Annotated in this window: 8 protein-coding genes and 1 pseudogene; 8 read left to right on the forward strand and 1 reads right to left on the reverse strand. The window is 30.4% G+C overall.

From position 1 onward, the window contains the following. Positions 1–509: 509 nt before the first annotated feature. The 4 genes from B2W91_RS00120 to B2W91_RS00135 all read left to right on the forward strand — a co-directional run bounded on the left by B2W91_RS00120 (position 510) and on the right by B2W91_RS00135 (position 8,976). Positions 510–4,280, forward strand: coding sequence for a collagenase (locus B2W91_RS00120; protein WP_291578209.1), 3,771 nt, complete (start codon positions 510–512; stop codon positions 4,278–4,280). Between the two features lie 626 nt (positions 4,281–4,906). After that, positions 4,907–6,220, forward strand: coding sequence for a hypothetical protein (locus tag B2W91_RS00125; protein ID WP_291578210.1), 1,314 nt, complete (start codon positions 4,907–4,909; stop codon positions 6,218–6,220). 672 nt (positions 6,221–6,892) lie between these two features. Further along, positions 6,893–7,705, forward strand: a complete 813-nt coding sequence (proB, locus tag B2W91_RS00130) for a glutamate 5-kinase (RefSeq protein ID WP_291578211.1) — start codon at positions 6,893–6,895, stop codon at positions 7,703–7,705. A gap of 26 nt (positions 7,706–7,731) precedes the next feature. Next, complete coding sequence (locus tag B2W91_RS00135) at positions 7,732–8,976, forward strand: glutamate-5-semialdehyde dehydrogenase (protein WP_291578212.1); 1,245 nt, start codon at positions 7,732–7,734, stop codon at positions 8,974–8,976. A gap of 142 nt (positions 8,977–9,118) precedes the next feature. On the opposite strand, the gene B2W91_RS00140 is transcribed toward B2W91_RS00135, so the two are convergent. Then, positions 9,119–10,591: a PLP-dependent aminotransferase family protein gene (locus tag B2W91_RS00140; protein WP_349680765.1), complete on the reverse strand. Its 1,473-nt coding sequence runs from the start codon at positions 10,589–10,591 to the stop codon at positions 9,119–9,121. Between the two features lie 338 nt (positions 10,592–10,929). Between B2W91_RS00140 and B2W91_RS00145 the strand changes: the two genes are divergently transcribed. From B2W91_RS00145 to B2W91_RS00160, 4 genes and pseudogenes are all read left to right on the forward strand, one after another. Further along, positions 10,930–12,051 carry an aminotransferase class I/II-fold pyridoxal phosphate-dependent enzyme gene (locus B2W91_RS00145; protein ID WP_291578213.1) on the forward strand — a complete coding sequence of 374 codons (1,122 nt, stop codon included), beginning with the start codon at positions 10,930–10,932 and terminating at the stop codon, positions 12,049–12,051. A gap of 9 nt (positions 12,052–12,060) precedes the next feature. Further along, positions 12,061–13,047 (forward strand): ornithine cyclodeaminase family protein, encoded by a 987-nt coding sequence (locus B2W91_RS00150; protein ID WP_291578214.1) that lies wholly within the window; start codon positions 12,061–12,063, stop codon positions 13,045–13,047. Positions 13,048–13,199: 152 nt separating this feature from the next. Next, positions 13,200–14,147: a PhzF family phenazine biosynthesis protein gene (locus tag B2W91_RS00155; RefSeq protein WP_291578215.1), complete on the forward strand. Its 948-nt coding sequence runs from the start codon at positions 13,200–13,202 to the stop codon at positions 14,145–14,147. A gap of 208 nt (positions 14,148–14,355) precedes the next feature. Then, positions 14,356–14,742: pseudogene (locus tag B2W91_RS00160) on the forward strand (response regulator transcription factor); the annotation flags it as partial. Positions 14,743–14,754 lie beyond the last annotated feature (12 nt).

The following is a 14,754-nucleotide window of genomic DNA, read 5'->3' on the forward strand; positions in this document are numbered from 1 at the left end:
TTATATAATGAAATGATTATTTTGAAATATAATCTTGCACTAGCGGATGCTGATGCTGATAGGACAAGGCTTTACAAACTTTTATTGAATTTAAAATGTTATATTTATTAAAATTATGTAAATTGTAGTATTTTTTCATTTATTTGTTTAAATTGAAGGAAATTAAAACTATTTTCAAAAATTAGGATTATTTAGCATTTTTAAAAATTTTACCATTTATGTATAATTGTATTATTAAATAATATATTTTCTAGAAATGTATTAAAAAAGTTATAGGGGGAAGTGATTATATTACATAAAAAGTAGAATTATATTTATTGCATTTATCTTATTTTCATAATTCTTATCTCTACTCTACCATGAGTTTTAAGTCAGGGGTACGTCTCAGAGAAGAAAAGGGTTCTCGTAATCCTTAGAACAACTTTATGGTTATTTAATTTATGTATCAAATTATTAAAAATAACCTGCCCTATCTTAGTAAAAAATTAACAAACATAAGGAGTAAAAGTATGATAAAGAAGTTACATTTTAAATCTAATTTAACTGAAGGAAACTTCAAAAAACCAACTTTATCCAAAGCATTGAGCACATTGGTCATAACTACATTAATTGTGACGAATTCCCAAGGCCTAATTTATGCATTACCTAATGAAAACTCTGAAGCTATCCCTAATCCTACTATGGAACAAATGCTTAATTGTGAAGAGGTTCCTCATGATAATTGTCTTGATAATATAAAAAGGGTTAAAGATGAAAGTTCTATTTTGTCAGATAGCCCTTCTGATATACCAGGGGAAATTAGTGGACAGGCAATAGAGAAATCAAATATAAGAGCATTTGGAGCAGAAAAATTAAGTGCAGAAAAATATTCTATGTCTGATTTAAACCGTATGGATTATACAAGCCTTATTAATCTTCTCGTTACTATTGAATGGAGTGATATTACAGATCTTTTTCAATATAACACTGATGCACAGGAGTTTTACAGTAATACAAATCGTATGCAAGCACTTATTGATGCTATTGAAGAAAGAGGAAGTCAATTTACATCTTATGATACAAAGGGGCTCACTACTCTTATTGAGGTAGTTAGAGCAGGAAACTATTTAGGTTTTTATAACAAAGAACTTGAATCAATTAATACTAAAGCTAATCGCGATAAATGTATACCTGCTATATTGGCAATTGAAAAAAATCCAAACTTTAAATTGGGTACAAAAGAACAAGATGAGATAATTGCTTCTACAGGTCTACTAATTAATGCTACGTCAGTCGATTTAGAAGTAGTTAATTATGCTGTTCCAATTTTGAAGCAGTACAACGAAAATTTTGATGATTACACACAGCAATACTCAAAGGGGACTGCTTTATTCAATATGCTTAAAGGTATTAGCTATACAATGGACAAATACCTTTGGGAGGGTACACCTATTGAAAAGACTCCATATTATAAAAATATTGATTCTTATATTAGTGAGTTAAGCAAAATTGCTATAAAAGGAAATGTTAATAGTGATAATGAATGGGTAATAGATAGTGGTATTTATTATATTGGAGAATTATCAAAATATGCAAGCAATCCAAATGATTGTAATAAAATGCTTACAGATGCTTTAAAAATTTATCCTTATTTAAGTTCATCTTATTTTAAAGCTGCTGATCAGATATATAGGAATTTTAATGGTGAAGACTATTATGGAAATATAATTGATATAGGCAAATTAAAAGAAGAAGGAAAACAACATTATTTACCTAAAACATATATATTTGATGATGGAAAATTTGTATTTAAAGCAGGAGATAAAATATCCATTGATAAAGTTCAACGACTTTACTGGGCTACAAAAGAAGTAAACTCTCAGTTTTATAGAATTTTTGGAGATGATACGCCTATAGACAAAGGGCCTAGTGCAGATGATGTGTTAACAGTTGTTGTTTATAACACACCAGATGAATACAAAATGAATTCAACTTTATACGGCTATAGTACTGATAATGGAGGTATATATATTGAAGGTAAGGGTACATTCTTTACCTATGAAAGAACTCCAGAACAGAGCATATATTCACTTGAAGAATTATTCCGTCATGAGTTTACTCATTACCTTCAGGGAAGATACCTTGTACCTGGTATGTGGGGAGAAACTGAACTTTATAAAAATGAGAGACTTTGTTGGTATGAAGAAGGTAGTGCTGAATTTTTTGCAGGATCTACTCGTACCCAAGATATATTACCAAGATACTCTATTGTAGGCTCAATATCTAATAATCCTTCAGAAAGATACACTGTAGATCAATTGGTTCATTCAGGCTATAGTAGTGGCTGGAGCTTTTATCATTATGGATTTGCATTTAATAACTACTTGTATAATAACAATTTAGATTTATACAATAAATTAGCAGATTCTATAAAATCAGATGATGTAAAGCAATATGATAATTACATTAAAACAATGAGTAATGATAAGGCCCTTAACACTGAATATCAAAATCATATGCAGTATTTAGTAGACAATGTGGACACATTAACAGTTCCATTAGTTTCTGATGATTACTTAGTTAAACATGCAGATAAAAATGAATTAGAGATTTTTTCAGATATTACATCTGTTGCAAAGCTAAAAAACGTTTCTACTGAAAAGCAGCAATCTCCTTTCTTTAATACATTTACTCTTCGTGGAACGTATACGCTAGGAACTTCAGAAGGGAAATTAAATGATTGGAAGTTAATGAACAGTACTGCAAATAATTTTTTAAACACATTAAATAGTTATCCTTGGAGTGGATATAAAACTCTTAGTTGTTATTTTGTTAACTACAAAGTGGATTCATCAAATAATGCTGAATTTGAAGTGGTATTTCAAGGAATACTTGCTAATACCGCAGATTTTAATAGCACTCCTGTAGCTAAGATAAATGGACCTTACACAGGAACTATAAATAATCCTATAAATTTCAGTAGTAATGGCTCTACTGATTCTGATGGTAAAATAGTTTCATATCTATGGGATTTTGGTGATGGAACTACTAGCAATGACCCTAATCCTACTCATTTATATACAAGGGATGGTAATTATAATGTTAAACTTACTGTAACTGATGATAAAGGAGCTTATAATTCTGAGAGTACGTCAGTTAACGTAATTGATGATTCTCCCAAAGATATTTTAATCTCTCAAGAACCAAATGATACCTTTGAAACTGCAAATGGACCTATATTTTCTAATACAATTGCTAAAGGAACACTTGATGAAGACAATGGAAAAGATATTTTCTACTTTGATGTTACTTCAGCAGGAAAAATTGATATTGTAGTAAACGATGAAAATGCCATAGGAATGAATTGGGTGCTTTATAGCGAAGCTGATTATGATAAGTATATAGCTTATGCTACTAATAGAGACAATGGAAAATTAACAGGATCATATGATGCTCCTTCAGCTGGAAGATATTATCTGGTTGTGTACAATCACCATGGGACAAGTGGATCCTATACTATTGATGTTAAAGGGGCTCTAGCTTCTAAGGATAATTCTTCAACAGATATTTTAATTTCTCAAGAACCAAATGATACATTTGAAACTGCAAATGGACCTATACGTTCTAATACGATTGCTAAAGGAACCCTTGATGAAAGTAATGAAAAAGATATTTTCTACTTTGATGTCACTTCAGCAGGAGAAATTGATATTGCAGTAAATAATGAAAGTGACATAGGAATGGGTTGGTTGCTTTATAGTGAATCCGATCATGATAATTATGTAGCCTATCCTACTAATAGAGATAACGGAAAATTAACAGGATCATATGATGCTCCCTCAGCTGGAAGATATTATCTAGTTGTGTACAAGTACTCTGAAGAAAGTGGATCCTACACTATTGATCTTAAAGGAGCTCTATCTTCTGAGGATAAATCTCCGGCAGATACAGATGATACCTTTGAAGATGTAAATGGATCTATACTTCCTAATACAATTACTAAAGGAATCCTTGATGAAAACAATGGAAAAGATATTTTCTACTTTGATGTTACTTCAGCAGGAGAAATTGATATTGCAGTAAATAATGAAGATGCTATAGGAATGAATTGGATGCTTTATAGTGAATCCGATCATGACAATTGTGTAGCATATGCTACTGATAGTGACAACGGAAAATTAGCAGGATCATATGATGCTCCTTCAGCTGGAAGATATTATTTACTTGTATACAAGTTCTCTGGAACAAATGGATCCTATACTATTGATATTAAAGGACCTCTATCTTCTAAGGATAAATAATTTTATATAATGAACAAGAGAAATTTAAATTCTCTAAATTAAGTTAGACTTACATTTTGTAAATCCAGAGAGAGAGAAGGGGTTATCGCACTAGCAGTTTTTAACTGCTAATGCGACAGCTCCAATATTAGCAAAATGTCCTTATAGGACGATATAAATACCACCAGTTAAGCTGGTGGATTCTTATTTTTTTGTATTAATAAATCCTTCAAAAGAGTGTTTTTTATAAACCTTGATCTTCTTATTATATCTACCATTTATAACGATTACTTTTTATAATTAGCCTTATTATAATTTTTCTTTGATTTTATAACTCCTATTTTGGGTTTTGCTTTTAGCTATTTCAACAGTTCAATAGCAGTAAAACTTATGCATTTGCTTTAAACATATATTTTATACATTTAAACTGATTTGATAGTTGAAGCAATAATGTTATATATAAAAAATATGGAGGTATCTATATAAAGAGGAGTTTATAATTTATCGTGGAATATATGAACATATTGGTAAAAAAGGATATAAAAGTATTTGATTTTACAAAGATATTGTAAATATAAAATAATAAATAATTACAATTTATATGATTTGATTAAGTTAAATTTATAATTATTAGATAGGAGAATGAGATGGATATTAGAAAAAATTTATCAAAAACGACAAGGAAGAAGATAGTTTCGTTAGCAATGCCAGGGGGATTGGCTCTTTCTATATTAATAGGAAGCACTGTTCCTGTAAATGCTACTGTAGTTAATCAGGGGAGTATAGTAAACTCTGCTATGATTCAATCAACATCAGTAGGAATAGGCAAGGTTTCAGACAGAATAAATATAGGGCGAACAGAGACTTTAGTAGTAGAAAATCAGCTTATAGATGACAAGATATTAGATGATGATATAAACAAAGCTATAGATATAAACTTTACCCCAAATATTTCAGCAAATGATTTAAGAATAGAAAGTTGGAAGATGTATAATAACGGAAGTGAAGTAGAATTTTTTATAACATATGAAAGCGATATAGATAGATATGTAAGCTTTTTTAACTCACCGAACGGTAATATATTCATGAAAAATAGTGGTGCAAAGTTGAGTGCTGGCAAGAATAACTTAAAAATTAAGATACCTGTAAGCCAATATAATAATGTAAAAGACTCAATTACCATGAAGTTCTGGGAAACAGAGAGTGATAGAAACTTTATTTGGTTTAATTCAAATCAGCTTATAGATGACAGTATATTAGATAGTGATATAAACAAAGCTGTAGATATAACTTTTACTCCAAACATTTCAGCGAATAATTTAAAGGTAGAAAGTTGTAAGATGTATAACAACGGAAGTGAAGTAGAATTTTTTGTAACATATGAAAGTGGTATAGATAGATATGTTAGCTTCTTTAACCCACCAAATGGTGATATATTTATGAAGACTAGCGGTATGAAATTGAGTGCCGGTAAGAATAACTTAAAATTTAAGATACCTGTAGAACAATATAATAGTTCAAAAGGTAGAATTACTATGAAATTTTGGGAATCAGAGGATGATAGGAATTTTATTTGGTTTAATCTAGATCAGAAAATAGTAACAAATCAGCTTATAGACGACAGTATATTAGATAGTGATATGAATAAAGCAGTAGATGTGACTTTTGCTTCAGATATTTTAGCAAATGATTTAAAAATAGAAAGTTGGAAGATGTATAACAACGGAAATGAAGTAGAATTTTTCGTAACATATGAAAGTGGCATAGATAGATATGTTAGCTTTTTTAATCCGCCAAATGGTGATGTATTTATGAAGACTAGCGGTACAAGATTGAGTGCAGGCAAGAATCACTTAAAATTTAAGATACCTGTAGAACAATATAATAGTGTAGAAGATGGGATTACTATGAAATTCTGGGAAGCAGAGAGCGATAGAAATTTTATTTGGTTCGATAAATAATAAAGTAAATGAGCCGAAATAGAGAGAAAAGTCTATCTCGAGCATATATTAAATAAAAAGCTCTTAAAATGACATATGTCATTTTAAGAGCTTTTTAATATATATTTTGCATTATTATTAGTGTAATAAAGGTATTCTATTTGTCTTATAAATAATGAATTGATAAATAGTAGTAATAACTATAAAACTAAAGAATTTATTATGTGAATAAATTTAAAAGTAATATAAAAATATCTGTTAACACTATGATTTAAAAGCATGTTATTAGATATAATAATACTGTGTATATATTTCTCAGTGGAAACTGAGAAATTTAGAATTGATTAACTGTAGCGGCGAACAGTGTTCGCCCCTACAATTGTGAATTCTTAACTATACATTGATTTAATTTGTGAATTATTTTAACTTGGTTAAAATTACAAATCAAAATATTTAAAAGCATATACATGTAGTATTAATAAACTTATGTTTTTATGATAATATTATTATTAGTTTAACTAACGAATAAAACTATTGAAAGGAACTAAGGCATTTTTAAAAATAACTAGTCATTAACTAGCATTTTGTATTATAATCCTTCAAAATTTACTATCAGTGTATTTTTCATCAATAAGAAATAGACGGTAAATCTTTGGCTAATTATTTTATTTTAATGCCTAAAAGGGAAGAGAAATGAAATATCGTGAAAGTATTAAAGAATCAAAAAGAATAATTATAAAAATTGGTACATCAACTTTAACTTACAGCAATGGAAACATAAATTTAGGAAGAATTGAAAAAATAGCTATGTCAATATCTGACTTAATAAATAGCGGGAAAGAAGTAATCCTTGTAACATCTGGAGCTATAGGTGTTGGAGTAAGTAAAATGCATTTAAAGAAAAAGCCAAAAACTATTAGAGAAAAACAAGCAGCAGCATCTGTAGGTCAAGTAGCACTTATGAATATTTATAGCAAATTATTTGGAGAGTATGGCTACTCAGTAGGTCAAATACTTCTAACAAGAGATAATATAGAAAGTGAAAGAAGTAGAAATAATGTTGTAAACACTTTTGAAACTTTGTTAGAAAGTAGAATAATTCCAATAGTAAATGAAAATGATAGTGTATCTATAGATGAAATTGAAAATGTATCTAGGTTTGGAGATAATGACAATTTAGCAGCAGTAGTTTCTACTATTGTGAATGCAGATCTTTTAGTAATATTATCAGATATCGATGGATTTTATGATTCTAATCCAAGAACAAACAAGGATGCAAAGCTTATAAAAGAGGTAAAATCTATAACTGATGAAATAGAAAGCTTTGCAGAAGGTGCAGGAAGTACATTAGGTACAGGTGGCATGGAAACTAAAATACATGCAGCAAAATGTGTAACTGATAATGGTACAAATATGATATTAGCAAATGGAGAAGATCCAAGCATACTTGTTGATATATTAAATGGAGAAGAGGTAGGAACTTTATTTCTTGGAAAAGAAATTTAAGCAAAACATAAAGGGGATAAGTTTAGATGAAAGAGTTGATTTTAAAAGGTAAAAAAGCAAAAGAAGCTTCGTACATATTATCAAACATTTCAACAAATGAAAAAAATAAAGCTTTAAATGAAATGGCAAAAGCTTTATTAGCAAATTCTAAGTACATAATAGAAGCAAATAAAATTGATATAGAAAATGCAAGAAATAAAGGAATATCAGAATCAATGGTAGATAGATTGCTTCTAAATGAAGATAGAATCAAAGGAATGAGCGGTGGCTTAATACAAGTAGCAGGATTAGAAGACCCTATAGGTGAAGTAAGTTCAATAGTAATTAGACCAAATGGATTACAAATAGGGAAAAAAAGAGTGCCTCTAGGAGTAATAGGAATAATATACGAGGCAAGACCAAATGTTACTTGTGATGCAGTGGGATTATGTTTAAAATCAGGTAATACAACAATATTAAGAGGTGGAAGTGAAGCTATAAACTCCAACAAAAAAATAGTAGAAGTATTAAAGGGAGCACTTGAAAACACTCAATTACCAGTAGATTGTATCCAGTTAATAGAAGATACAAGTAGAGAAACTGTTAAAGAAATGATGAAGTTAAATGAATATATAGACGTGCTAATACCAAGAGGAGGAGCAGGACTCATAAAATCAGTAGTAGAAAATGCTACAGTGCCAGTGATAGAAACAGGAACAGGAAACTGCCACGTTTACGTTGATAAAAACTGCGACCTAGAAATGGCAAAAGAAATAGTTATTAATGCAAAAACTAGTAGACCAGCAGTTTGTAATGCTGAGGAAAAATTACTTGTTCATGAAGATGTAGCAAAAGAATTTATTCCAGTAATAGTGGATGAATTAAGGAAAAGAAAAGTAGAAGTTAGAGGCGATAAAAGCTCTATAGAAATAGTAAATGCTATAATACTAGCAGATGAAGAGGACTATTATAAGGAATATCTAGATTACATAATTTGCATAAAAGTAGTAAAGGATGTAGATGAAGCTATAGCACATATAAATAAATACGGCTCAGGACATTCTGAAGTTATAGTGACAAAGGACTATAATAATTCTCAAAAGTTCCATCAACGTGTAGATGCAGCGGCAGTTTATGTAAATGCTTCCACTAGATTTACTGATGGAGAGGAATTTGGATTTGGAGCAGAAATAGGTATAAGTACTCAAAAACTACATGCAAGAGGTCCAATGGGCCTTAAAGAACTTACTAGTAACAAGTATATAATATTTGGAAATGGTCAAATAAGATAAAGTATTTGAAAGAAAATGCCTAAACTCGTGGTGAAGTAAAATAATTAATATTATTTTACTTCACTACTTTTATTTTTTTGGTATTTCCTGATTTATATAAGTGTATTATTATTTATATTTTATAATAAATATAAACTTTATCTTATTGGTACATCTTTTCAATTAATTCTGATAATTTAATTAAGCCTTTTACTAATTCGTCAGGTGCAGCATAGGAATAAGAAATACGTATATGCTGGTTTTTTGAAAAATCATATATGCTTCCAGGAGTTATTAGAAGTTTTTCCTTTAAAGCTAAGTCAAATAATCTATCCGTTGAAATATTTTTGTTAAGCTTTAACCAAATATAAAATCCTCCAGCAGGAACATTCCAAGTAGCGATATCTTTAAAATGAGATTCTAGTGTATGTAAAACTAAATCACGACGCTCTTTTAAATTTTTTCTTAGACTGAGTAAATGCTGATCGTAAAGTCCGCTTTCCAGCAATTCTGCCAATGCCCATTGTGAAAGGGAACTTGATCCATAATCTGTTTGCATTTTTACATCTCCTAGACGCTCTACAATAGATTCAGGTCCAGCTAACCAACCTATACGAAGGCCTGGTGCTAGGGATTTTGATATACTTCCCATATATAGAACTATACCGTTTTTATCATGAGCTTTTAATGGGTGAGGAGGAAGTTCATCTATCCATAGATCTCTATATGCATCATCTTCTATGATTGGTAAACGGTTATTTTTACACCAATCTAAAAGTTCCATACGCCTTGCTTCTGTCATAACTATACCAGTTGGATTATGAAAAGTGGGTATGGTATATAGCAAAGGTGTTTCTTTTAGATAGCGATTTCTATCTAGAGCCCAAGGAGTAATACCGCTACTATCCATAGGAAGTCCACTAAGCTTCATTCCTGCAGATTGAAAAATATGTAGTGAGTTTAAGTAAGATGGAGATTCAACAAATACAGTTGAACCAGGTCGTAGCATACATACTGAAATTAATTGTAAAGCCTGCAATGAACCAGAAACAATCAGTATGCAAGATGGTGGTACATATATCCCATACTTTGTTAAGTATTGACTCAAAACTTTTCGCAGCTCAAGAAGACCAAGAGGGGCTAAATAGTTTAAGTCATATGCTCTTTCAGGTAATTTTCGTAAGACCTTATCCATCATACCACGAGGGAATAAATTAGGTGACAGTTCACAAGTACCAAGTCGTGTGATACCATCAACAAATTCCATCTTGTTTATAGTTTGAATAGTAACAGAGTTGGATTTATGTATGCTGGAATCAATATAGTGCTGCCAGTTTGGCGGAGAAGTAGACAGTAGCAAAGACCAAGTGTTATTAACAATTGTAGTGCCATGTCCAGATTTACCTTCTAGGATTCCAAGAGAGGTTAGTTCTTCTAAAGCCGCAACTATGGTACTTCTATTAACATCAAACATTTTTGCAAGTTCACGTTGAGAGGGAAGTTTATTACCAATAAGCCAGTCGCCTTTAGAGATTTTATTACTAATATAGTTAACAATTTGTTTGAAAATTGGAATATTACTGGCTTTATCAGGTGTCCATTCTATATTTACTATATTAGATGTTCTATTTTCCATGAAATCGCCTCCTTATATGTTCAAATATATATGGGGATATACTGTGAAAACTTAATACATACTCTAGAAAATAAATTTTCTATAAAAATAGCTTAAATTCTTAAAAATTAAGGATTAATANNATCTTTCATTCTTAATTTTTCATTCGTAGAAAAAAAATTTTATTATGGAAATTAAAATCATGCATAAATTAAATCTTCATTGTGAAATCATATAGATTCTTTTTAATCACTCCCATTGTAACACTTGGTTGGTTTAACATTCAACAAATGGATGGATACAGCGTTAAAATATTTAAGTATAATAAAAGAAAGATAAGAAAAGGTTAGGTGGTAATTATGCATATAAATGATTTTAAGCTTGAAGTATTCTTCGGGAAGCATGAATTCTCAGCTCCTTATTTATTGACTCAATCAGATTGCGAGTCAATGTCTGTAAAAGAACTATTAGCTCTTGAGCCTGGAGCAGAAGAAGGATTGTTAAATGGATGGTTAGGATATACTGAAGTTCCTGGAAGTCCAGAACTACGAAAAGAAATTTCTAAGCTTTATAAAAATATTAATTCAGAAGAGGTCATTGTTCATGCTGGTGCGCAAGAACCAATATTTAATTTCTTGAATGTGTGTTTAGAAGCTGGAGATCATATGATATGTCAGTTTCCAATATATCAATCTCTATATGAGGTAGGTAATGCTATTGGATGTGAAGTGTCCAAGTGGTCACTTAAACAAGTAGAAAATGGTTGGTCTATAGATTATGACGAATTAGAAAAAATGATTAAGCCAAATACAAAACTAATTTGTGTTAATAGTCCAAACAATCCTACAGGATATATATTTACAGAAGAAGAAATGAGAAAGATTGCCGACATTGCTCGTAAGCATGAGATATATGTATTCTGTGATGAAGTATATAAAGGCATTGAGCTAGATGGGGTTAAACGACCATGGTTTGCAGATATTTATGAAAAAGCTATATCTCTTGGGGTAATGTCTAAAGCGTATGGTTTAGCTGGACTTAGAATTGGTTGGATTGCTACAAAAGATAAAGAAATTCTTGAAAAGATGATAAAGATGAAGCACTATACCAGCATTTGTTGTAGTAGTACTGCTGAATATCTTGCAACTGTTGCTTTAAAGCATAGTGATGAGATTTTAGAGCGAAATCGTAAAATCATTGAAGGAAACCTTGAAATAGCAGATAAATTTTTTGAAAAGTATGCTAATTTATTTAAATATAACAGACCAGGTGCAGGACCTATAGCTTTTCACAAAATGAATATTGATATGCCAATAGGAGAATTCTGCGATAAATTGGTTGCGGAAAAAGGAGTATTACTTCTACCAGCAGATATATATGCCTTTAAAGATAATTATTTTAGAATGGGATATGGTCGAAAGGATTTTGAAACTAATTTAAAAGTTTTTGAAAATTACTTAATTGAAAAGAAACTTGTGTAGGCAATTAGTATGAAAACATTGCTACTTAATCAAAAAGAAGTAAAGCAAATATTAAATATGACAGATACTATTGCGGCAGTAGAAGAAGCATATAAGGACTTTAATAGAAAATTGGTGGTTCAGCCACCGATTCTTTCTATTGAGGTACCAGATTATAATGGAGAAATGGATCTAAAGGCTGGGTATTCAAAGTCTACAAAGATGATTGCTGTTAAAACTGCAGTTGGTTATTGGGATAATCCAAAGCATTATAATTTACCTACACTTTTAGCAACCATAACTTTATATGATGGAAAAAATGGTTATCCAGTATGTATAATGGATGGCAGCTTGATTACAGGATATCGAACAGGTGCGGCTGGTGGTGTTTCTGCTAAGGTACTAGCGAGAAAAAATTCAGAGGTTGTAGGTGTGATTGGTGCTGGAAATCAAGCTAGAATGCAGGTGTCAGCACTTAAAGAGGTCTTACCTATAGAAACAGTAAAAGTTTGGAGTCCTATAGGTGAGGATATGTTGAAGTATAAGCAAGATATAGAAGCAATGCTTGGTATTCAGGTTATCCTATGTGACGAGCCAAAGGAAGCTGTAAAATCTTCAGATATTATTGTCACTGCAACATCTAGTAAAAATTCTATTATACAAGATGAATGGATTAGCCCTGGCACCCATATAATAGCAATTGGTGCAGATATGGAAGGTAAGCAGGAGCTTGATTCAAAAATTTTCTCACATGCTAAAATAGTTGTAGATAATATACAGCAGTGTGTGCATCGCGGTGAGACACAAAACCCAATAAGAGAAGGTATCATTACTGAGAAAGATTTGCATGGAGAAATTGGTGAAATCTTATTAGGTACTAAGTTGGGACGTGAAAGTAACGAAGAGATTACTATATTTGACTCTACAGGAATGTCTATTCAAGACAATATAACTGCTTGCATGATATTTAAAAATGCAATTCGATTAGGTATTGGACAAAATATTGAATTGATATAATTTAGTTAAGACCAATATCACTAAAGCGTTCAAGCATTTCATCATAAATAGGACAAAATATATCGTATCAATCCTAATAATATAATTTTATATCACTATATATTAAGAAATAAAAGTAAATATTTCTTGAATAACTTAGGAGGAATTTAAATATGGGAATATCAGTTTATATAGTAAATGCTTTTACTAAAGATAATAAAGGGGGTAATGGTGCAGGTGTAGTTGTAGATGCTTCTATGATTAACAACTCAGAAATGCAAATTATTGCAAAAGAGATAGGACTATCTGAAACAGCTTTTATAATTCCTAATGCTAGTAAAAAAGAGCATAATAATTCTAAGAATCTAGAAGATTATGATTATGAAGTTAGATTCTTTACACCAACTCAGGAAGTTGAGCTTTGTGGTCACGCTACCATCGCTAGTTTCTATACTTTAGCAAAGCTAGGAATGATAACTTGCGATGGTGGAAAGAATCAAAAAATTATAAGACAAAAAACTAAAGCAGGTATATTAGATGTAGAGCTTAATTTTAATGATGGTAACATATCTAATGTTCTAATGACTCAAGCAGAACCTAAATTTTTATTTGAAATAGATGATAGTAAGGAACTTTGTGATATTCTAGGCATTTCAAGCAAAGATATTTTTATAGAATCTTTTAAGATAAAACCTCAAGCAGTATCTACTGGACTTGCAGATATAATGCTTCCTGTTAAAAATCTTAAAGTGCTAAAATCAATCAATCCTGATTTTAAGAAATTAGCAGACTATAGTAACTCTTTAGGTGTGATTGGAGTTCATGCATTTACTGTAGAAACAGAAAATGATACTTCCACTGTTTCTACAAGGAACTTTGGTCCTGCAGCAGGAATTGATGAAGAAAGTGCAACAGGTACTTCGAATGGAGCGTTAGGAGCTTATCTTATAAAGAATGAAATTATAAAAGTTAATGAAGATGAAAACACAACTATTTATTGTGAACAAGGATACTATATGGATAATCCTAGCGAGATAATAGTTAAAGTAGAAAAAAGTTTTGGAAGAATTATTATTAAAGTAGGTGGAGAAGCTTCAATAGTGAACAAAACTGGAATATAGAAAAGGGCCTTTGCCCTTTTTTTATTTATATTATCATATAAACCTGACTTTGTGTTAGTAGTTTTTGCTTTTGTCTATTTATAATAAATTAAATACATTGCAAAAACAAGAGAAACAAACTTGAAATTCATATAGCGGTTATGATAAGCTATATTAAGAAAATACGTGATAAACACTAGAATTTTATAGTATTGTTAGGTGATTAATTATGAATAATAACATTAATATATTAGTGGTAGAAGACGATAATGATATAAATAAAATGTTAGCAAAGCTTGTAGAAAGAAATGGATACAATGTAAGACAAGCTTATTCTGGAACAGAAGCTATGTTGCATATTGATAATACAGATTTTCATTTAGTTTTGTTAGATTTAATGTTGCCTGGAATTACAGGTGAAGAATTACTAAAAAATATAAGGAAAACTAAAAAAATGCCTGTAATTGTGATTTTAGCAAAATTGGAAAAACAAGTTAAGCTAGATTTATTTAAATTAGGTGCTGATGATTACATTACTAAACCTTTTGATATTGAAGAACTGTCTGCAAGAATTAATGCTAATCTTAGAAGATATATAGATTTTAATAATAGTTCGCCAGATAAAAAC

It is taken from the genome of Clostridium sp. UBA6640 (assembly GCF_002455975.1).
Lineage (GTDB): Bacteria > Bacillota > Clostridia > Clostridiales > Clostridiaceae > Clostridium_J.